The organism is Mycobacterium neglectum (genome assembly GCF_002591975.1).
GTDB lineage: Bacteria > Actinomycetota > Actinomycetes > Mycobacteriales > Mycobacteriaceae > Mycobacterium > Mycobacterium neglectum.
The window spans coordinates 1-18584 of the sequence record NZ_NVQE01000037.1 but is presented as its reverse complement, the minus strand read 5'-3'; the positions used below and the strand labels follow the sequence as shown (position 1 = coordinate 18584).

Sequence of the window (18584 nt, the reverse complement as noted above, 5' to 3'; positions counted from 1 at the left end):
AGTCACTGACCCTGAGTGCATCTCCGATGTAACTGGGGATGCGTCAGCGAAGACCCGGCGTCGTCACGACCATCACCTCGGCGTCTCCTTCGGCGCGAATACGGTGCGGTTCATCGGGGCCGATGATCGCGGTGTCCCGTGCGTTCAGCCGGTGTTCCGTCTCGCCGTCGTCCACGACGAACGTCCCAGCCAAGACCACATAGACCTGCGTGGCGCCGACGTGGATGTGCAGGTTCGACGCGCCGCCGTCGTCGAAGCGACCCCACCACACGCCGACCTCGGGGGTGTCGTGCCACTCGGTGCTGACCAGGGCATGGTTGAGGACGCCCGCGTGGCCCTTGGGCTCGAACGTCGGTGAATCGTCAAAGCGGACGATCTTCACGGGACGGTACTCCTCGCTGTCGTGGTGGAGGTGGTGTACGGGTCGGCATTCGGGCCGTGCAACCACGCCACCGCCGAGGCGTGCACGATAGCCGTCTCCTCGTCTCCGGTCAGACCGGGACACTGCCGTAGCCGCTGCAGCGGTTGCGCCTCCTCGACATCGAAGGGGCTGTCGGAACCGACCACGACGTGATCGCGGCCGACGAGATCGATCAGGTAGCGCAGCGCCAGCGGCGAGTGGGTCAGCGAGTCGAACCAGACCCGGTCGAGCCCTTCCGACGGCGGCACGCCGGTGGCCGATCGGGTCTCCGGACGCACCGCCCACCCCTTGTCCAGGCGGCCGAGCAGGTAGGGCAGCGTCCCGCCGCCGTGTACGAAGCACAGTCGCAGAGAGGACAATTCGTCGAGCCGGCCCGACAGCAGCAGGTTCGCGAGCGCTATCGCGGACTCGTGAGGCATGCCGAGCAGGTTGACCAGATAGTGCTGGGCGATGCGCTCCGTGGGCACGAAGTCGGGATGCACGAGCAGCGGAGCGTCGTGTTCGGCCAGCGCGGCGAGGACTGTCGAGGGGCCGTCGTCGGCGAGGTTGCCGCCCGCGACGTTGGTTCCCACGGTAAGGCCGGCGAGGCCGAGTTCGTCCAGCGCCCTGTGCAGTTCGGGCACCGCGAGGTTCGGCGCCTGCAACGGCACGGACGCGAGGCCCACAAAGCGGTTGGGGTACCGGGCCACCACGTCGGCCGTCGCCTCGTTGATTCTGCGGTGCAGCGTCAGCGTCTCGGCGGGATCGGCCCAGTAACGGTAGGTGAACGGGGGCGGCGAAATCACGCGGACGTCGACGCCCGCCGCGTCCATGGCGGTCAGCATCTGCTCCACATCGCTGAGCGCGCCGATCGTGGTGCCGACCCGCATGCCGTTCAGCCCGATACAGCCGGGCACGCCGTCGTCCTCGTGCAGGGCCACCGGTACTCGGCCGGTGGCCATCAGATCGACCGAATCGACCGGGATGTAGTGCGCATGTACATCTGTGACTCGTGGCATCAGCTCTCCTTGAACGGCATAGCGAGGGGACGCATCGGGCCACCGGTGGCGCCGCGGATCTTCATACATGCACCCACGAAGGCGAATTCGTACAGTTTCTGGCGGGACAACTCTTCGAGTTCGAGCACCTCGATGATGGGTACCCCGCACTCGGCGAGCAGATAGGTGTGCACCGGCAGCCAGTTGTCGGGGTCGGCCGAGGGCAGGGCTTCCAACGCGATGTTGTCTGCGCCGATCGCGATCGACCCCGCCTCCGCGATGTAGCTCGCGCCCTCGAGGTTCAGCCCGGGCTCGCGCGGCAGATAGCGTGCGGCGTCGGGCCAGACGCTGCCCCGGCCGGTGCGTACGCAGACGACGTCGCCGACCTGTAACTCGACGCCCTGCCGTTCCAGCGCGGACTCTACGTCGGCCCGCCCGATCGCGTAGCTGTCGGGAAGTACCTCGACACCGTGCAATGCGGCCACATCGATCAGGACACCGCGGGCGATGATCGGCGGGAAGGCATCTGCGCCAGCGATATTCCAGTGCTTGGTGCCGAGATGCTCGTCGGCACTGAACCCGTTCCAGATCCGGCCGTCATAGCCGTAATGGTTGAGGGTGTCGATGTGGGTGCCGGTGTGGATGAACATCGACATCGAGTCTGCCGACCAGCTGACGTGTTCGTTGTGTGCCCTGCCGACGCCGATCGGGTCGTCGACCGCGGTGCCGCGGGGCGTGTGTTCCATCCACATCTGGAACGGGGGCTCGCCGCCTGCCGTCCACGTCGGCATGCCGACGAACACGTCCACCGACAGATCGATGACGTGGCCGCCATCCGCCCGGGCCAGCACATCACGAGTGGAGTCGGACGTCAGCAGGTTCAGCATGCCGATCTGGTCGTCGGCGCCGAAGGGCGACACCGAGACCTCGCCCTTGACGACGTTGCGCGCGACGATGACCGGTTCGCTCATACCCGTCCGCCTGCAAGCAGAGTGTCTGCCCGGCGGTACAGGACCTCCGCGCGTTGCTCGTCGGTCAGCGGCAGCACCTCGAGCGCCTCGAGATAGGGTCCGCTGCCGCCGGGCACATGCGGGTGGTCGCTGCCGTAGACAAGTCGCTCCTGGCCGAACACCTCGTACGCGCAGGTGAGCGCCGGGCGGTGGGCCGAGGCCGTGTCGAAGACCAGCGATTTGATGTACGACGTGGGCGCCTCGGGGCACCGCTCGTTGGCCTCGGGGAACTGTCGCCAGTAGCTGTCGAGACGCGGCAGCATGAACGGCAGCGTGCCACCCAGATGTGAGATGACCCAGCGGATCGACGGATAACGCGCGAAGACGCCGCTGTAGGCCAGCCGGGCCACCGACAGGTTGGTGTCGGCGAAGAACCCCATCGCGATCGCCAACGCGTGCGGCTCAAGCGATTTCGTCGACTCTGGCACGGTCGGATGAAGGTAGACCAGCAGCGCGCGTGCGTCGGCGTAGGCCCAGAACGGCTCGAACGACGGATCGTCGAGGTAGACACCGTTGACGTTGGTCAGCAGGTGAAGTCCCTTGGCGCCAAGCTGATCGACGGCGTGCTCCGCCGCGGCGATCGCCGTCGGGACATCCTGCATCGGCACCATCGCCAGCCAGTCGAAGCGATCGGGATGCTGCCGCGCGATATCGGCGAACTCCTCGTTGACGTTGTCCGCCAACGCCCGTCCCTGCTCGGCGGGCAGAAAGTACGCGTTGGGCGAGGGCACCGAAAGCACCTGCATCGTGATGCCGAGCTCGTCCATCATCTCCAGGCGCTGCGGCACGCCAGGGTGCGGCTGCGGGACCGTCAGCGCCACCCCGCCCTGCCAACGGCACACGAACCTGCCGTCGCCGCGACGGTAGACGTCGGTGCTCGGCGCGGCCTCGACCGCCTTCAGATATCCGTCGGTGTAGAAGTGCGTGTGAAGGTCCACCACGCGGTCTGTCAAGATCGGTCTCCTCGTTCGTGGTCGGTGGCGAAGGCCTCGAGGCCGGCCAGGATTTCGTCGCTGTGCTCGCCCAACTGTGGGGGAGGACTCGCCGGTTGCCGTAAAGCTGTGCGGGACAACTCCACCGGAGTTCGGACATAGCGAAGGGGGCCGCGGCGGGGGTCGGCGATATCGGCCAGCGCGTGTTGCGACTCAGGCGCGGCGAAGACCTCGTCGAGCGACCGCACCAGTGACGCGGGCACGCCTCGGGCGTCGAACTCCCGCACCCAGTGCGCGGCATCGCGCGTCGTGAACCGCTCTGCCAGAAGGCCCACCAACTCGTCCCGATTCTCGACCCGCACATTGTTGGTCACGAAGCGCGGATCGTCGGCCAGTTCGGGGTAGCCGAGCACGTCGACGGTCTCCCGGAACAGCTTGTCGTTGCCCGCAGCGAGCACGAACGCCCGATCGCGGGCCTCGAACGCCTGATACGGCACGATGCTCGGGTGGGCGTTTCCCGCGATCCCCGCGACCTGCCCAGCCAACAGGTAAGCCGCGCTCTGGTTCACCAACGCGGCGAGCGATGCCTCATACAGACCCACTGTCACCCGTTGGCCGACACCGGTGCGGTGCCGAGCCTCAAGTGCGGCGAGGATACCGGTGGTGGCGTACAGGCCGGTGATCACATCCAGCAGCGCCACACCGGATTTGGTGGGCCCCTCGGTTCCGGTCAGCGACATCAGCCCCGACAGCGCCTGCATCAGCAGGTCGTAGCCCGGCTTCGGCGACGGCGAGCCGGCGAAGGCCGGGATCGAGCAGTAGACCACCTTGGGGTTGAGCGCGGCGATCTCGTCATACCCGAGGCCGAGCCGGTCCATCACGCCACTGCGGAAGTTCTCGACGACGACGTCGGCGCGCGCCATCAAATTGGTGGCGACATCGCGTCCCGCAGGCGTCGACAGATCGATGGTGATCGACTTCTTATCGCGGTTGACGCTCATGAAATACGTGGCGTCGCCGGCAATCGCGGGTGGATCCCACTCACGGGTGTCGTCACCGACACCTGGGCGCTCGACCTTGATGACCTCGGCGCCGAAGTCGGACATGATCATCGTGCACAGCGGGCCAGCGAGGACACGCGTCAGGTCGACGACCACGAGCCCTTCGAGCGGCGGGCGGGAGTCGGTCATCGCGCCGCCGCGAATCGATGCTCGACGAAGCCGATCAACCGGACGACCAGGATGCCGACGACGCCGATGAACAGGATGACCGCGTAGAGATCCTCGACCGCGAAGGCCCCGCCGTAGCGCTGGATCAACCCGCCGAGTCCAATCAGGCCGATCACCTGCTCGGCGATGATGGCACCCTTGATCGACCGGCCCGCGGCGACGCGGACACCGGCGAGTATCAGCGCCGACGCGGACGGCAGCACGACGCGTCGGAACGCGAGCAGTCGCGACGCCCCGAAGGACCGCGACATGTCGAGCTGGTCTTTGTCGACGCTCTCGATTCCGGCCTGGGTGTTGACGATGACCGCCGGAAGTGAGTACGCCACGATCACTGCGATGATCGTCCCGCGACCGAGGCCGAAGATGAGCATGAACACCGGGATGAGGCTGACCAGCGGAATCGACAGTGCCAGGCTGAGATACGGCGTTCCGGCCCATTCGGCCCAGCGGTTGCTGCCCATCGCGGCGCCGATCAGCACGCCCAGGATGATGACGGGGAAGAAGGTGACGAGCACGGTGATGCCGGTGTTGGCGGCGGCATCCTGGAACCGGTGGTCGCCGAACACATCCGTCATGGCGGCCACCACGCTGGTCAGCGACGGCACGGCGGGGGACAGCTCGAGCCGGCCGACAATTTCCCAGAGCCCGGCGAAGATCACGACGCTGATCAGCGGCAGAGCCTTATCGAAAAGTTGAGCGGCGCTTCGTTTTCGAGTCACCGCCGATGCCACGGCTGCGGTCATGCGGAAGCCCCGGTGGTGGTCTCCATGTCGCTGCGCTGCATGTTCTCCAGGCGCGAGGACAGGTAGTCCACGAAGTCGCGGTACTCCTGCGACCGGGTGACCTCATCGCTGCGTGGCCGGCTGAACGGAACCTCGATGACCTCTTCGACGCGTCCAGGCCGGGTGTTCATCAACACGATCCGATCGGACAGGAACACCGCCTCCTCCATGCTGTGCGTCACGAACACGGCGGTGCGGTCGTTGCTCTCCTCGGACCAGATCGCTGCGAGGTCGCGCTGCATCACCCGGCGGGTCAGCGCGTCGAGGGCGCCGAATGGCTCGTCCATCAGGATCGTCTGCGGTTCCACCGCCAGCGCCCTCGCGATGCCGACGCGTTGCTGCATACCACCCGAGAGTTCGTGCGGCAGATGGTTTTCGAACCCCGTCAGGCCGACGCGGGCCAACTCGGCGCTGGCTCGCTGCAGCCGTTCAGTCTTGCCGACACCGCGCGCCTCGAGTCCGAATGCGACGTTGGTGATGATGTCGTACCACGGCAGCAGGACGAAGTTCTGGAACACCAGGGCCCGGTCCGGGCCCGGCCCGGTGATCTTCGAACCATCGACCGCGATGATGCCGGACGTGGCCTTCTGAAGGCCGGCGATGATCTTGAGCAGGGTGGTCTTTCCGCATCCGCTGGGACCGATCAGCGCAACGAACTCACCGTCGGGAACCTCGAACGAGACGTTCTCGAGCGCGGTGAATGGTTCGCCATCGCGCTTGGTGAAGGTGACAGAGACGTTGTCGAACGTGAGCATCAGTTCTACTTTCTTGCGGGTTGCCAACTCAGCACACGGCGCTCCAGTGCGCGAGTGAGTCCGAGCATCACCAAACCGAAGATGCCCAGGGACATCACGACGGCGTACAGCTCGGCACTCAGGAACGTGTCCTTGTAGCGGGTGATCAGCTTGCCCACTCCGGTGGAGACGAGCAGCAACTCCATGACGACCATGCCGACGATCGCGCGACCCGTCCCGACCCGCACCGCGGCCATGACACCGGGCATGGCGCCGGGCCAGATCACGCGGCGGAACCGGCGCACCGGACTCATTCCGAATGAACGGGCCATCTCGACGAGGTCCCTGTCGACGTAGCGCACGCCGGCGGCCGAGGTGAGCACCACGTCGACGATCGCGAACAGGAACACCAGCGTCGCGCCTGCGGTGACGTTGATGCCGAACGCAATGACCACGAGTGGAACAAGCGCCGAGACCGGCAGCGCGTTGAGGAACGCGAAATAGGGCATCGAGATCTTCGAGAGCCTCGGCATCAACCCCATCGCGACACCGAACGCAATGCCGAGCACCAGTGCGGTGAGCCAGCCGAATACAAACGGCACCAATGTGGATGCGTAGGCGCGCCAGAACTCCGCGGTGGCCGTCTGCTCGAGTAGGGCGGCGACCGTCTGGGTGAACGTCGGGATGAAGAGGTCGTTCTCCTGGAGAAGGCCGAAGACCTGCCACACCAGCGCGCCGGCGAGCAGCGAGGCCGTGCCGACGAGCAGGCTGAGGCCACGGATGCCGTAGCGGTGCCGAAACTGTTGTGCTGTGGAGACTTTGGGGGCTGGGTGGGTGCCCGGTCCGCTCAGCGCTTTCGCTGGGGCGAGCCGGGCACCACTGTCGGCGCGAGCCGTCACTTGCTGCCGTTGCCGTCCAGCTCGGCTAGCGCACTGTCGAGATAGCTGAAGTCGAAGTACTTCTCGACTGCGTTCGCGTCGGCGGCGCCGATGTTGATCTCACCCACGTCCTGGAAGAACTGCAGTGTGGTCTGCGCCTTGTCCGGCGTGATGCCGCCGTCGGTCGACCAGATCTGCCGTTCGGAATACTCGTTGACGAGGTCTTCCAGCACGCCCGGGTCCATGTCCGGCAGGCTCTCCTTGGCGATCTCGAGTCCCCAGGCCGGGTCCTCGGTGAGCTTGCGGTTGGCCTGCACGATCGCCTTGACCACTTTGGTGGCCAGTTCGGGGTTGTCGGTGGCCCACTGCTTGCTCAGCCACAGGTCCTGCTCGATCAGGTCGGGGAACTGCTCGCCGAAGGTGGACAGCACCTTGAACGAACCGGGGTACTCCTTGCTGAGTTGCACGACATCGGGCAGGTCGATCACGGACGCGTCGATCTGGCCCTTGGCCAACGCCTCCGCGCGGACGTCACTGCCCGGAATGATCAGCTCCTCGTAGGTGAAACCCTCTTCCTTCGCGTAGTACTGCGCGACCGCGCGGGTGAACGATGTCTCGCCGTGCACGGCGATGCGTTTGCCCTCCAGGTCGGAGAAGTTGTTGATGTCGGGTGCGACGGCCAGTGCCCACGTGGGCCGCTGGGTTCCGACGACGTCGACGATCGTGGCACCGTTGTCGACCGCGGGTACGCCGGTGTTGACACCGATATTGGTCCCGATGACGGCTGCGCCCTGCTGCATGCCCTGGATCGCGGTGGCGCCATCTTCGACGAATCGCTGCTCGACCTTTATCCCCTCTTCCTCCTCGAGGATCTTCCATGCGGCGATGGGGACCAGCGAGATGAAATCGACATTGGTGCCGGCGATCGCCTGCAACGTCTCGCCGCCGCCGGAGCTTTCACCACCGCCGCCCGACCCGCATGCGGCAAGTGCCAGTGCCGCGACCGACAGTCCCGCCAGTGTTCGCGCAACGATTCGTGATCGGGACATTCCGCCTCCGGGATTTCATTCACTGAAACTGCAATTACGATCAACGTAACTGTGGCACGAGTCACTTCCATCGTCAAGATCATCTACTGGGGTTTGCGGCGAATGGTTTCAATGATCGAAATCACAGATACACTCAGCAAAATGCAGAGTCAGGAGCGATCGTTCTCCATCCTTCGGGCGCTCGGCGGGCACCCGAGTCGGACACTGACCGAGATCGCCACGGACGTCGAGCTCCCGAAGCCGACGGTGCTGCGGTTCCTGCGCTCACTCGAGGGCGGTTCCTGGGTTACCAGGACGCCTGGCGGGGGTTATGCACTCGGGCCCGCAATCCTCGGGCTGGCCGGGCAATACCTGTCGTCAGACGCGGTGATCGTTGCAGCGACCGGACCGATGATGCGGCTGCGTGACGCCTTGGGTGAGACCGCGACGTTGAGTCGCGCTTCGGGTGCGTCCCGCACGTGCGTCCAGGAGTTCCCGTCGACGCAGTCGCTGCGGCTGGTCCTGGGCATAGGCGAGACCGGCCCGCTGCACGCGGGTGCCAGTGGGCTGGTGGTGCTGGCTCACATGCCCGCGGTCCGACGAGCTCAAATCCTGGCCGACGCACCGGCACGGTTGACTGACCGCACTATTACGTCACCCGATGCGTTGGAGAGCGAATGTGAGCGCATCCGGGTGCAGGGTTGGTCATTCACTCACGGCCAGCGAACCATTGGCGCGGCGGCGATGGCCGTACCGATCGAAGACCCCGCCGCCGAGTGGGGGGTTTCGGCGCTCGGTGTCTACGGACCGGAGACTCGGTGCCGCTCGGTGGCCGACGAACAGCGTTGGCTCGACGCCCTCACACAGTGTGCCGCCGAGATCAAGGCCGTCATCGGAGCCACCTGAGTGCTAGTCGGCAGACGCACGCTGGTTGACCAAGTTTCGAGCCTCCCGTCAGGATCGCGGCGTACTGGCCAGTGAGCTGATCAAGCCCCAGACCAGAAATGCCGCTACCGCGATGTACTGCAGCTGCTCAACCATGGCTCCACCGAAGCCCGAATGTGCGACAGGGGCACGCGTAGCCGACTACGCCAACTGAGGGTGCGGACCTTCGGCGCTGTCGCAGGCGTCGGTGCCAGTGGGCGGCCGAACGGGTCGGCGCAGGCGCTCATCGCTTCACCGCCGCACGCTCAGCGATGACCTCGTCGACCAGAGCGCCGATCTCGGCCACCCCGTCGCGCCGGGCGAAGGCCACCTCGAGTTCCCGCGCGGACCGCAGATAGCGACCATCGCCGAGCACTTTGCGCACCGCGCCACGGACCGCACCCGCGCTCGGCGTACCCGTCTTGAGGTTGACGCCCGCACCGGTCCACGCCACGCGCGCAGCGACCTCGGGCTTGTCCTCGGTGTTGCCCGCCACCACCAGCGGAACACCCATCGACAGAGCTCGCTGCACGGCGCCGAACCCGCCGTTGGTGACCATGACATCGACCTTGGGCAGCAGGATCTCATGCGGGATGTACTCGGCGACATAGGTGTTCGACGGCAACGGCGTTTTCAGCTGGGAGACATCGCGACCGCCGGTGGTGGCCACCACGATGACGTCCTCACCGCCGAGCGCGTCGATGGTGGGCTCGAGCAACCGGCCGAGGTCGGCGTTGTCGATGGTGCCCTGCGTGACGTGCACGACCGGGCGGTCGCCGTCGAGTTCAGACCACCACAGTGGACGGCGGAAACCCCGCGACGGGCGTGGGTGCACAGCGCCGACGTGACGGACATTCGAGGGGAGATCGCTTCGGGGATAGTCGAATTCGGGTACCGTCGGCGCGATGTAGCGGTCCGCCAGCACACCGGAATCGAGGATGAACGTCGGCAGCTTCCGACTGTTGAGGCGATCGAGGAGGTGATTGGCCGCGTTCTGGCACTCGCGCAACATCACCTTCTGCGCCAGCAGAGTCAACGCGCGGTTGCGCAGCCGGCCCAGGGGAGATGACGACGGCGCCATTCCCAGGCCCATGGGCGCGGTGTCGCGGCTGCTGACCATCAGTGGTGTCGTGCTGTAGCTCAGCACCGGCGGGCGAGCCGCGGAATCGCCGAGCAGGAACGGCAGAATCCCGAAGAAGCCGGCGTCGGTGAGGATTGCGTCGAACCGTGTCTGCGCCATCAACTCCGAGAGCGCACGCGTCTGGAGGGGCATCGGCCGTAAAAAGATCTGCACGATGTCGAAGTTGACTCTCCTGATGCCCGACGTCTCGACCCGCCCGGGCAGGTCGAGATCGAGGCGAGTCATGTCGAAGTCGGCTGCGGCGGGAATCGCGGCCGGAATGGCGCCGATCGCTCTGATCTTGCCGGCGTGGGCGGCCGCCGTCAGGACGGTGACCCGGTCTCCGCGGTCGACGAGGCCTTGCGCGACATTCAGTAGGGGCCCGATGTGGCCGGTGGGGGACAGCGAGGGAATGAGGATTTCTGGCATGGATCGATGGTCTCGATCCAGGAGTCCCCGAGCTTGGAGGTTGCGTGGAGATCGGATGGAGATCGCAGGTAGATGGGTTATTGGTGCGCACCGCCGCCGGTGACCGGGTGGAAGTTCATCGTCATATGACTCTAGCTCGTATCTTGATAGTCACTGTCACGATCTGTACGGTCGGGCAGTGGGCATTCTCGACGGCAAGGTCGCGCTCGTTACGGGCGCTGGGCAGGGAGTCGGCCGCGGCATCGCGCTGGCGATGGCGAGAGAAGGTGCTGCGATCGCCATCGTTGACCGAAACGCTGAAACCGCCGCGGAGACAGTAGTTCTCATCGAGGATCTGGGCGGTATGGCGCTGTACCGCATCTGCGACGTAAGCAACTCGGATGAGGTAAACGCCTGTGTCACATCAATTGTCGAGGCCCTCAGCACAGTGGACATCCTGGTCAACAACGCGGTTGACGCCCGAGTTGGCATTCCTCTGCAAGACGTCAACGACGAGGAATTCCTGATCTCCTTCGCCAGCGGGCCATTCGCTTCGTTCTGGTTCATGCGGGCGTGCTTTCCTCATCTGCGCGGCGGCGGGTGTGTCATCAACCTGCGCTCGGGCACTGAGAATCAATCCATGGTGGGGTACGGCGCTTATGTTGCCGCCAAGGCTGCGGTCGGTGGCCTGACTCGTGCGGCGGCCCGCGAATGGGGGCGCGAGGGCATCACGGTCAACGCCCTGGTTCCGTTCGCGCTCAGTCCGAGTGCCGAGGCGGATCTTGCCAGGCAGCCCGGGAGGCTCGATGCGCTCTATCGGCAGTTGTCGATTCCGCGTACGGCCGACGTTGAGGCCGACGTTGGGCGTGCCGCAGTCTTCCTTGCCGGTCCCGACGCCACGTTCATCACCGGCTGCACGCTCTCGGTCGACGGCGGCGGGTCGTTCTTCGCGTAGCCGCACATTTCGTCCTGGTACACAAAGTTAGGAAAAACGATGGCAGAGTTGAACGAGCGCGAGCAGGCGGCGCTGGAGTCCTACCGACGCTATGTCGCACAGCGTGAGCGATGTGTCGCCGGCGACGCGCCTTGGTCAACCATCAGCGAGTGGTTCACCGAGGATGCGGTTTTCATCGACCCGGCTTGGGGCCGGGTGGAAGGTCGCGACGAAATCGCCGCGTTCATGAACCGTTCGATGGTCGGCTTCGAGGGATGGAGTTTCCCGGAGGAATGGACCATGGTTGATGGCGACCGCCTCGTCACGTTCTGGTGGAATCGCCTGGCCGGGGCTCGCGCAGACGGTACGCCGTATCAGGCGCCGGCGTTCTCGGTGCTCCACTATGCGGGTGACGGATTGTTCGACTACGAACTCGATCTGATGAACATCACCGAAGTCGGCGAGCTGCTGGGCGAGTCCGCCTGGATACCCGCCGCCGGGATGTCCGTCCCGGGACCACATCCCAACCGGAACATCACCCCGCCGCGTCTCGATTCACCGTGACCTCCTGAGTTCGGGGCCAGCACGTGCTGGCTTGTTGATAGCAACTTCTATCTTGACAGTGACTCTCACACGAGACTTGAATGGTCGGCATGGCGATTCGAGTGGTGCAGTGGGCGACGGGTGGAGTGGGCCGAGCGGCGATCGAGGGGGTGCTGGCGCATCCCGATTTGGAGTTGGTGGGCGCATGGGTGCACTCGGAGAGCAAGCATGGGAAGGACGTCGGCGCACTCATCGGCCGTGACCCGATCGGCGTCAAGGCGACGACCAGCATGGACGACATCCTCGCGATGGATGCCGACTGCGTGGTTTACAGTCCTCTGCTTCCGAACGAGGACGAGGTCGTCGCGCTCCTTCGCTCAGGCAAGAATGTGGTCACCCCCGTCGGCTGGGTCTACCCCGATCTCGACACCTGCACAGCCATCCTCGACGCCTGCGCCGAGGGCGGAAGCACGCTGCACGGCACCGGTATTCACCCAGGAGGTATTACCGAACGATTCCCGCTGATGGTGTCGGCACTGAGCGCGGGGGTGACGCACGTACGGTCGGAGGAGTTCAGTGACATCCGCACCTACAACGCCCCCGACGTCGTCCGCTACATCATGGGGTTCGGCGTGCCGCCCGAAGAAGCGATGGCGGGTCCGATCGTCGATCTACTGGGCGCGGGATTCAAGGCGTCGGTGCGAATGATAGTGGCGGAGATGGGATTCGATGTCGATCCTGAACTCGAGACGGTGCAGGAGGTTGCGGTGGCGACTATGCCGATCGATACTCCGGTCGGTGTCATCGAACCGGGTCAGGTCGCCGCCAGGAAGTTCCACTGGCGTGCCGTCGTGGACGGGACGCCGGTCGTCACGGCAACCGTCAACTGGTTCATGGGGGAGGAGCATTTCGACCCGGCCTGGAGCTTCGGACCTCAGGGGGAACGATTCGAGGTCGAGATCACCGGCGACCCTGACGTTTTGCTGACGTTCAAGGGTTTGCAGCCCGACACCATCGAGGAGGGACTGGTGCGCAACCCCGGCATCGTGGTCACCGCCAACCACTGTGTCAGTGCCATTCCGTATGTCGTCGACGCCGATCCGGGCATCAAAACCTACCTCGATCTGCCCTTGCTGGCCGGCCGCGCAGCACCTCGGTTCGGGCTGGGTCGCAACCGGTGATCCTCGACGAGTTCCGACTCGAGGGACGCGTTGCGGTTGTCACCGGGGCCGGTAAGGGCATCGGCCGAGGGATTGCCCTTGGTCTGGCTGAAGCCGGAGCCACCGTCGTGGTGGGCGCGCGGACCAAGGCCGATCTCGACGAGGTTGTCGGAGGTGTCGAGGAGGCCGGAGGGCGTGCTTCCGCCGTTGTCACCGATGTGCTCGTGGATGAGGATCGGCGCAGGTTGGTCGATTCCGCGGTCGAGCGATACGGGCGACTGGACGTTCTTGTCAACAACGCCGGCGGCACTGGCCCCAGGTCAGCGATGACGACCTCGGAACGGTACTTCGACCTGGCGATGAAGTTCAACGTCACCGTGCCGTTTCTGATGAGTCAGCTTGCCGCGCAGGCGATGGTGGACACCGCGGGCGGTGGTTCGATCGTCAACATCTCCTCGCGCTGTTCGGACATGGTGATGAGCTCGTTTGTCGCTTACGGGGCGGGCAAGGCCGCGCTCAATCAGATGACACGCAACCTTGCCGGCGAACTCGCACCATTGATTCGAGTAAACGGCATCATCGTCGGCGGGATCGCCACCCAGGGTCTTGAAGTCGTGCTCACCAACGACGAACTTCGGGCGCAGTTCGAGGCCAACACTCCGATGGGTCGGCCGGGCACTCCGAGGGATATCGCCTGCGCCGCACTGTATCTGGCCTCCCCGGCGTCGGCCTGGGTGACCGGTAAGTTGCTACATGTCGACGGCGGTTGTGAGCAGCCGGCCATCGACGTGCCAGTGCCGCGGCTGAGCCCGAGTCGATAGATCCATTATCGCCGTCGCCGTGCAGGGCGCGCTGGACTGGCGAGTCCCCTGGTGACCAGCTGGAGGGCGCGTTCGGTGAGGGAATGTAGTGACTCACTCTGGTCATAGGTGAGCCACCATTCGTAGGCGTATTCGACCGCAGCCACGGTAGCCCGGACCAACACACCTGCCCGTATGTCAGACGCAGCAGCGGTGCCGTCGAGGCGGAGGGCGACCGCATCGATGAGCTCGTCGCAGTCCTCGCGACTCAGTAGAGAGGCTCGCCGCAACTCTGTCGGCGCCGACGCCATCGCCCGACGCCACAGCTCGAGTGTCTCGTCGTCGTCCAGAAATTGCGAAGTGCGCGCGAGGATGGCCGCAGCGATGGAGTCTGTGACGTCCTCGTCCGGGGGACGTGCGCGAAAGTTGGCGACGATCCGGGCTCGTCCGCGCTGGGTCGCGCCGAGCAACAGATATTCCTTGTTCGGTACGTGCCGAAAGAAGGTACTCGGCGAAATGCCGACCTCTTCTGCGATCGCCTCTGTGCTGACGTTGTCGAAACCCTTTGCAGCGAACAGTCGCAGCGCAGCGTGCTGGATGTCGGCGCGTAACGCATTGCGTTGCCGTTCACGCAGCGGAATCGACGTGCTGTCCTCGGTCCGATCCGGCATGCATCTTGCCTCTCACCAGAATGGAGCTTTCGCGCCAGGAGATAATCAGTCTCCAGAAGATGAGAGTTACTGTCAAGTTCGATGTGACTATTATCCTGGGCCTCATCGTCATACGCTCGGCAGCGTCCCGACCGTCACCAGGTTATCTTCTCGGGCAACGGTATTCGCAGCCCACGAAGTCATCTTGATGCGGCCTAGCGGCCTAGCGGCTTAGTGGGTGACGCGGTCTGGCCTGGTGTAGATGTTCATCGAGTCGCCGCGCAGGAACGCCACCAGCGTCAGGCCCGACTGGCTGGCGAGGTCGACGGCCAATGACGACGGCGCGGATACCGCGGCGAGCACCGGAATGCCTGCCATCACAGCCTTCTGAGTGAGCTCAAATGACGCGCGTCCGCTGACCAGGAGAACTGTTGCGCTCAGCGCTATCCGGTCGTTCTCCAGCGCCCAGCCGATGACTTTGTCGACGGCGTTATGGCGGCCGATGTCCTCGCGCACGACCAGCATGGTGCCGTCGACTTCGAACAGCGCAGCACCGTGGAGACCGCCGGTGCTGGCGAACACCTTCTGTTCGTCGCGCAGTCGGTCGGGCAGGTCGGACAGCGTTTCGGCGGTGACGGTGGAGGGATCGTCGCCTGGACCGTGCTTGCTGATCGTGCGCACAGCGTCCAGGGAAGCCTTGCCGCACACCCCGCACGACGACGTCGTGTAGAAGTTCCGGGTGACATCCACATCGGGCGGTGGTACGTGCGGCGCGAGGGTCACGTCGAGCACGTTGTACGTGTTGACCTGATCGGGGCCCGCGCCCTTGCAATAGCGCACCGTGAGCACATCGTCGCGGTGGGCGATAACGCCCTCGGTGAGCAGGAAGCCTTGGGCGAGTTCGATATCCGAACCCGGGGTGCGCATCGTAACGGTGACGGGCTTGCCGTTGATCCGGATCTCCAGTGGCTCCTCGACTACCAGAGTGTCGGGCCGCGCTACTGCGTCACCCGCGGTGACATGCTGCACTCGGCGCCTGGCCGTGACCCTACCCATCAGGTGACCACCCGATCTTCGGGCCGCACACCTGCCGAGCGTTCCAGCCGGATCACCACAGCCTTCGATACTGGCGTATTCGACTTATCGGCAACGTGATCGAGGGCAACCAGCGGGTTGGTCTCCGGATAGTAAGCCGCGGCGTTGCCGACCGGGGTCTCGTAGGCCACCACCATGAAGTCCTTGGCGCGCCGCTCCTGCAGTTCGCCGTCGCCGCCCGAGAACTCCGAAATGAGATCGACCCGGTCGCCCTCGTGCAGCCCGAACCGGTCGATGTCGGCGGAGTTGACGAACACGACTCGGCGGCCGCCCTGCACGCCTCGGTAGCGGTCGTCGAGGCCGTAGATCGTGGTGTTGTATTGGTCGTGGCTGCGCAGCGTCTGCAGGATGAGCCTGCCCTCGGGGATGGGCACCCATTGCAGTGGGTTCGCGGCGAAGTTCGCTTTTCCTGTGCTGGTGGGGAATATGCGGGAATCACGCGGGCCGTGGGGCAACTGGAAGCCGTCGGGCTGGCGCACTTTGCGGTTGTAGTCTTCGCAGTCGGGTACCACCGCGGCGATCGCGTCGCGGATCGTGTCGTAGTCGTCGTTGAACGTCTCCCATGGCACCGGGTGATCCGGCCCGAGCAAGGTACGCGCCAACTGACAGACAATCGCGACCTCGCTGCGCACCTCATCACTTGGCGGGTGCAGGCTACCCCGCGACAGGTGCACCATCGACATCGAATCCTCAACGGAAACCTGCTGTTTGACGTTGCGCTGAATATCGCGGTCGGTACGGCCAAGCGACGGCAGGATCAATGCGGTGCGGCCATGCACGACGTGGCTGCGGTTGAGCTTCGTCGACACCTGCACTGTCAGCGAGCAGCTGCGTAACGCTGCCTCGGTGACCGCGGTGTCCGGAGTCGCCGTCGCGAAGTTGCCGCCCATGCCCATGAACACCTTGGCCCGGCCGTCGCGCATCGCGCGGATCGCATCCACGGTATCGACACCGTCCTTGCGCGGGCTGACGATGCCGAAGCGGCTGTCGAGGGCGGCGAGGAACTCCTCGGGCATCTTCTCCCAGATGCCCATCGTACGGTCACCCTGCACGTTGGAATGTCCACGCACCGGGCATAATCCGGCGCCGGGCTTGCCGATCATGCCGCGCATCAGCAGAACGTTCGTAAGCTCTGAGATCATCGGCACGGCGTGCTTGTGCTGGGTGAGCCCCATCGCCCAGCACGCGATCGTGCGATCGGAGTCGATCATCATCTGCGCGACCTTCTCCAGTTGCGCGCGCTCGATTCCCGTCGCCTCCAGCACGGTGTCGAGGTCTACGGCCCGCGTCTGAGCCTCGTACTCGGCGAAGTTCGCGCAATGCTTCTCGATGAATTCGCGGTCGACGATCTGGACGCGCGGACCGGCCTCGTCCTGGGCCTCCAGCAGCAGTCGGCCCAGCCCGGCGAACAGCGCCATGTCCCCGCCGAGGCGGATCTGTACGAACTCGTCAGCGATCGACACGCCATGGCCGACGACGCCATGGACTTTCTGGGGATCCTTGAACCGGATCAGCCCCGCCTCGGGCAATGGATTGATCGCGATGATCTTGGCGCCGTTGGCTTTCGCCTTCTCCAGCACCGACAGCATGCGCGGATGATTGGTGCCGGGATTCTGCCCGGCGATGATGATGAGGTCGGCGTTCGCAACGTCCTCGACGGTGACCGATCCCTTGCCGATGCCGATCGCCTCGACCAAGGCGTGGCCCGACGATTCGTGGCACATGTTGGAACAGTCGGGAAGGTTGTTGGTGCCGAAGCTACGGACCATCAATTGGTAGAGGAATGCCGCCTCGTTGCTGGTGCGTCCGGACGTGTAGAAGACCCCTTCGTCGGGGTTGGCCAGCGCGCGGAGTTCGTCGGCGATCAACCGGTAGGCGTCGTCCCAGCTGATGGGTCGGTAATGGTCGTCATCGGGGCGCAGCACCACCGGCTCGGTGAGCCGACCCTGTTGGGACAGCCAGTACTCGGGCCGCGCGTCAAGGTCGGTGATGGAGTGCCGCGCGAAGAACTCGGCGGTGACGACGCGTTTGGTCGCCTCCTCGGCCACGGCTTTGGCGCCGTTCTCGCAGAATTCGGCGAATTTGCGGCCACCGTGCTCTTCGGGCCATGCGCATCCAGGGCAGTCGAAGCCGTGGCGCTGATTGAGCCGGACGAGGGACGCACCGGTCCGCCACGCGCCCATGGATTTCAGTCCGCGCTGCAGCGACACCATGACCGCTTTGACCCCGGCCGCCTCATCCTCGGCACCGGTAGTGACGACTGCGTGCTCGTCGTAATCCGCGTCGAAGTCGCGGGTGGCGTCACGTCGTCTTCCTAGCCCCATAAATTCCAGCCTAGGCTGTTGCCTTCTCCGTATGGGTCGGCGGTATGCGGCCATGCCCGTGAGCGTTATGGTCCGCGTTCTGGGTTTTCGTCGGGTTCCTCTGGTGGGCGCAGGAGTAGTTCGGGGCGGTGGTAGTAGTTGATGCGGGTTTGGCCGGTATCGAGGTGTGGTGGTGGGGCCCATTCAGCCTCGCCGTGGGCGTTGATGGTGGTGGTCCAGCCGTTGTTGTTGTTGACGAGGCGGTTGTCGGGTCCGCAGGCCAGGGTCATGTCGTTGACGTTGGTGTTGCCGCCGTCAGCCCAGTCCTTTACTGCGTGGTGGACTTGGGCGCCGTAGGCGGGCACGGTGCAGCAGGGTTTGGTGCACCCGCCGTCGCGGGCGATCAGCATGACCCGCTGCGCCGGCGAAGCCGTGCGTCGGGTGCGGAACAGGTCCAGGGCTTGTCCGGTGGCCTTGTCGAAAATCGCCAGCCAGTGATTGGCGTGCCCGGCCAGGCGGATCACGTCGGTGATGGGCAGCTTGGTGCCGCCGCCGGTGGTGCCGACCCCGGCGCGGGATTCGAGGTCTTGCAGGGTGGTGCGGATGATGATCGAGGTCGGCAACCCGTTGTGTTGACCCAACTGCCCGGATTCCAG

The 18584-nt window shown here is 65.1% G+C and carries 19 protein-coding genes; 5 read left to right on the top strand and 14 right to left on the bottom strand.

Translation table 11 applies throughout. The features are described from left to right. Positions 1–43: 43 nt before the first annotated feature. The 9 genes from CSQ99_RS31060 to CSQ99_RS23450 are packed head-to-tail and all read right to left on the bottom strand — an operon-like array spanning position 44 to position 8012. Positions 44–382, bottom strand: a complete 339-nt coding sequence (locus CSQ99_RS31060; RefSeq protein ID WP_176561181.1) for a cupin domain-containing protein — start codon at positions 380–382, stop codon at positions 44–46. Next, on the bottom strand, positions 379–1419 hold the full coding sequence (locus tag CSQ99_RS23485; protein WP_176561180.1) for an amidohydrolase family protein: 1041 nt from the start codon (positions 1417–1419) through the stop codon (positions 379–381). Before CSQ99_RS23485 ends, CSQ99_RS31060 begins: the two co-directional genes overlap by 4 nt. Continuing rightward, a complete protein-coding gene (locus CSQ99_RS23480; protein WP_099041409.1) occupies positions 1419–2369 on the bottom strand; it encodes a cyclase family protein in 951 nt (316 codons plus the stop codon). Before CSQ99_RS23480 ends, CSQ99_RS23485 begins: the two co-directional genes overlap by 1 nt. Continuing rightward, positions 2366–3361, bottom strand: coding sequence for an amidohydrolase family protein (locus CSQ99_RS23475; RefSeq protein ID WP_176561179.1), 996 nt, complete (start codon positions 3359–3361; stop codon positions 2366–2368). Before CSQ99_RS23475 ends, CSQ99_RS23480 begins: the two co-directional genes overlap by 4 nt. Beyond that, positions 3358–4530: a CaiB/BaiF CoA transferase family protein gene (locus tag CSQ99_RS23470; protein WP_099041407.1), complete on the bottom strand. Its 1173-nt coding sequence runs from the start codon at positions 4528–4530 to the stop codon at positions 3358–3360. The genes CSQ99_RS23475 and CSQ99_RS23470 overlap by 4 nt, the downstream gene beginning before the upstream one ends. Continuing rightward, complete coding sequence (locus CSQ99_RS23465) at positions 4527–5312, bottom strand: ABC transporter permease (protein ID WP_099041406.1); 786 nt, start codon at positions 5310–5312, stop codon at positions 4527–4529. The genes CSQ99_RS23470 and CSQ99_RS23465 overlap by 4 nt, the downstream gene beginning before the upstream one ends. Beyond that, positions 5309–6106, bottom strand: coding sequence for an ABC transporter ATP-binding protein (locus CSQ99_RS23460; RefSeq protein ID WP_099041405.1), 798 nt, complete (start codon positions 6104–6106; stop codon positions 5309–5311). The genes CSQ99_RS23465 and CSQ99_RS23460 overlap by 4 nt, the downstream gene beginning before the upstream one ends. Positions 6107–6111: 5 nt before the next feature. Then, positions 6112–6984, bottom strand: coding sequence for an ABC transporter permease (locus tag CSQ99_RS23455; RefSeq protein WP_099041404.1), 873 nt, complete (start codon positions 6982–6984; stop codon positions 6112–6114). Next, complete coding sequence (locus CSQ99_RS23450) at positions 6981–8012, bottom strand: ABC transporter substrate-binding protein (RefSeq protein ID WP_099041403.1); 1032 nt, start codon at positions 8010–8012, stop codon at positions 6981–6983. The genes CSQ99_RS23455 and CSQ99_RS23450 overlap by 4 nt, the downstream gene beginning before the upstream one ends. Before the next feature lie 141 nt (positions 8013–8153). Between CSQ99_RS23450 and CSQ99_RS23445 the strand changes: the two genes are divergently transcribed. Next, the gene (locus CSQ99_RS23445; protein ID WP_176561178.1) at positions 8154–8897 is read left to right on the top strand and encodes an IclR family transcriptional regulator; all 744 of its coding nucleotides are present in this window, start codon (positions 8154–8156) and stop codon (positions 8895–8897) included. A gap of 262 nt (positions 8898–9159) precedes the next feature. Here the strand turns inward: CSQ99_RS23445 and CSQ99_RS23440 are convergent, their stop codons facing one another. After that, a complete protein-coding gene (locus CSQ99_RS23440; RefSeq protein ID WP_099041401.1) occupies positions 9160–10464 on the bottom strand; it encodes a nucleotide disphospho-sugar-binding domain-containing protein in 1305 nt (434 codons plus the stop codon). 178 nt (positions 10465–10642) lie between these two features. Between CSQ99_RS23440 and CSQ99_RS23435 the strand changes: the two genes are divergently transcribed. From CSQ99_RS23435 to CSQ99_RS23420, 4 genes are all read left to right on the top strand, one after another. Further along, the gene (locus CSQ99_RS23435) at positions 10643–11398 is read left to right on the top strand and encodes an SDR family NAD(P)-dependent oxidoreductase (protein ID WP_099041400.1); all 756 of its coding nucleotides are present in this window, start codon (positions 10643–10645) and stop codon (positions 11396–11398) included. A 39-nt stretch (positions 11399–11437) separates the two neighbouring features. Next, positions 11438–11941 carry a nuclear transport factor 2 family protein gene (locus tag CSQ99_RS23430; protein ID WP_099041399.1) on the top strand — a complete coding sequence of 168 codons (504 nt, stop codon included), beginning with the start codon at positions 11438–11440 and terminating at the stop codon, positions 11939–11941. A gap of 89 nt (positions 11942–12030) precedes the next feature. Beyond that, positions 12031–13101 carry an NAD(P)H-dependent amine dehydrogenase family protein gene (locus tag CSQ99_RS23425; protein WP_099041435.1) on the top strand — a complete coding sequence of 357 codons (1071 nt, stop codon included), beginning with the start codon at positions 12031–12033 and terminating at the stop codon, positions 13099–13101. After that, positions 13098–13901, top strand: a complete 804-nt coding sequence (locus CSQ99_RS23420; protein ID WP_099041398.1) for a glucose 1-dehydrogenase — start codon at positions 13098–13100, stop codon at positions 13899–13901. The genes CSQ99_RS23425 and CSQ99_RS23420 overlap by 4 nt, the downstream gene beginning before the upstream one ends. Positions 13902–13906: 5 nt before the next feature. Here CSQ99_RS23420 and CSQ99_RS23415 read toward each other — a convergent pair whose 3' ends face one another. The 4 genes from CSQ99_RS23415 to CSQ99_RS23400 all read right to left on the bottom strand — a co-directional run. Further along, the gene (locus CSQ99_RS23415; RefSeq protein WP_099041397.1) at positions 13907–14551 is read right to left on the bottom strand and encodes a TetR family transcriptional regulator; all 645 of its coding nucleotides are present in this window, start codon (positions 14549–14551) and stop codon (positions 13907–13909) included. 210 nt (positions 14552–14761) lie between these two features. Next, complete coding sequence (fdhD, locus tag CSQ99_RS23410) at positions 14762–15586, bottom strand: formate dehydrogenase accessory sulfurtransferase FdhD (RefSeq protein WP_099041396.1); 825 nt, start codon at positions 15584–15586, stop codon at positions 14762–14764. Beyond that, on the bottom strand, positions 15586–17949 hold the full coding sequence (locus CSQ99_RS23405; protein WP_099041395.1) for an FdhF/YdeP family oxidoreductase: 2364 nt from the start codon (positions 17947–17949) through the stop codon (positions 15586–15588). Before CSQ99_RS23405 ends, fdhD begins: the two co-directional genes overlap by 1 nt. A 65-nt stretch (positions 17950–18014) precedes the next feature. Next, positions 18015–18584: HNH endonuclease signature motif containing protein (locus CSQ99_RS23400; RefSeq protein ID WP_141562720.1), on the bottom strand; the 570-nt coding region annotated here is incomplete at its 5' end.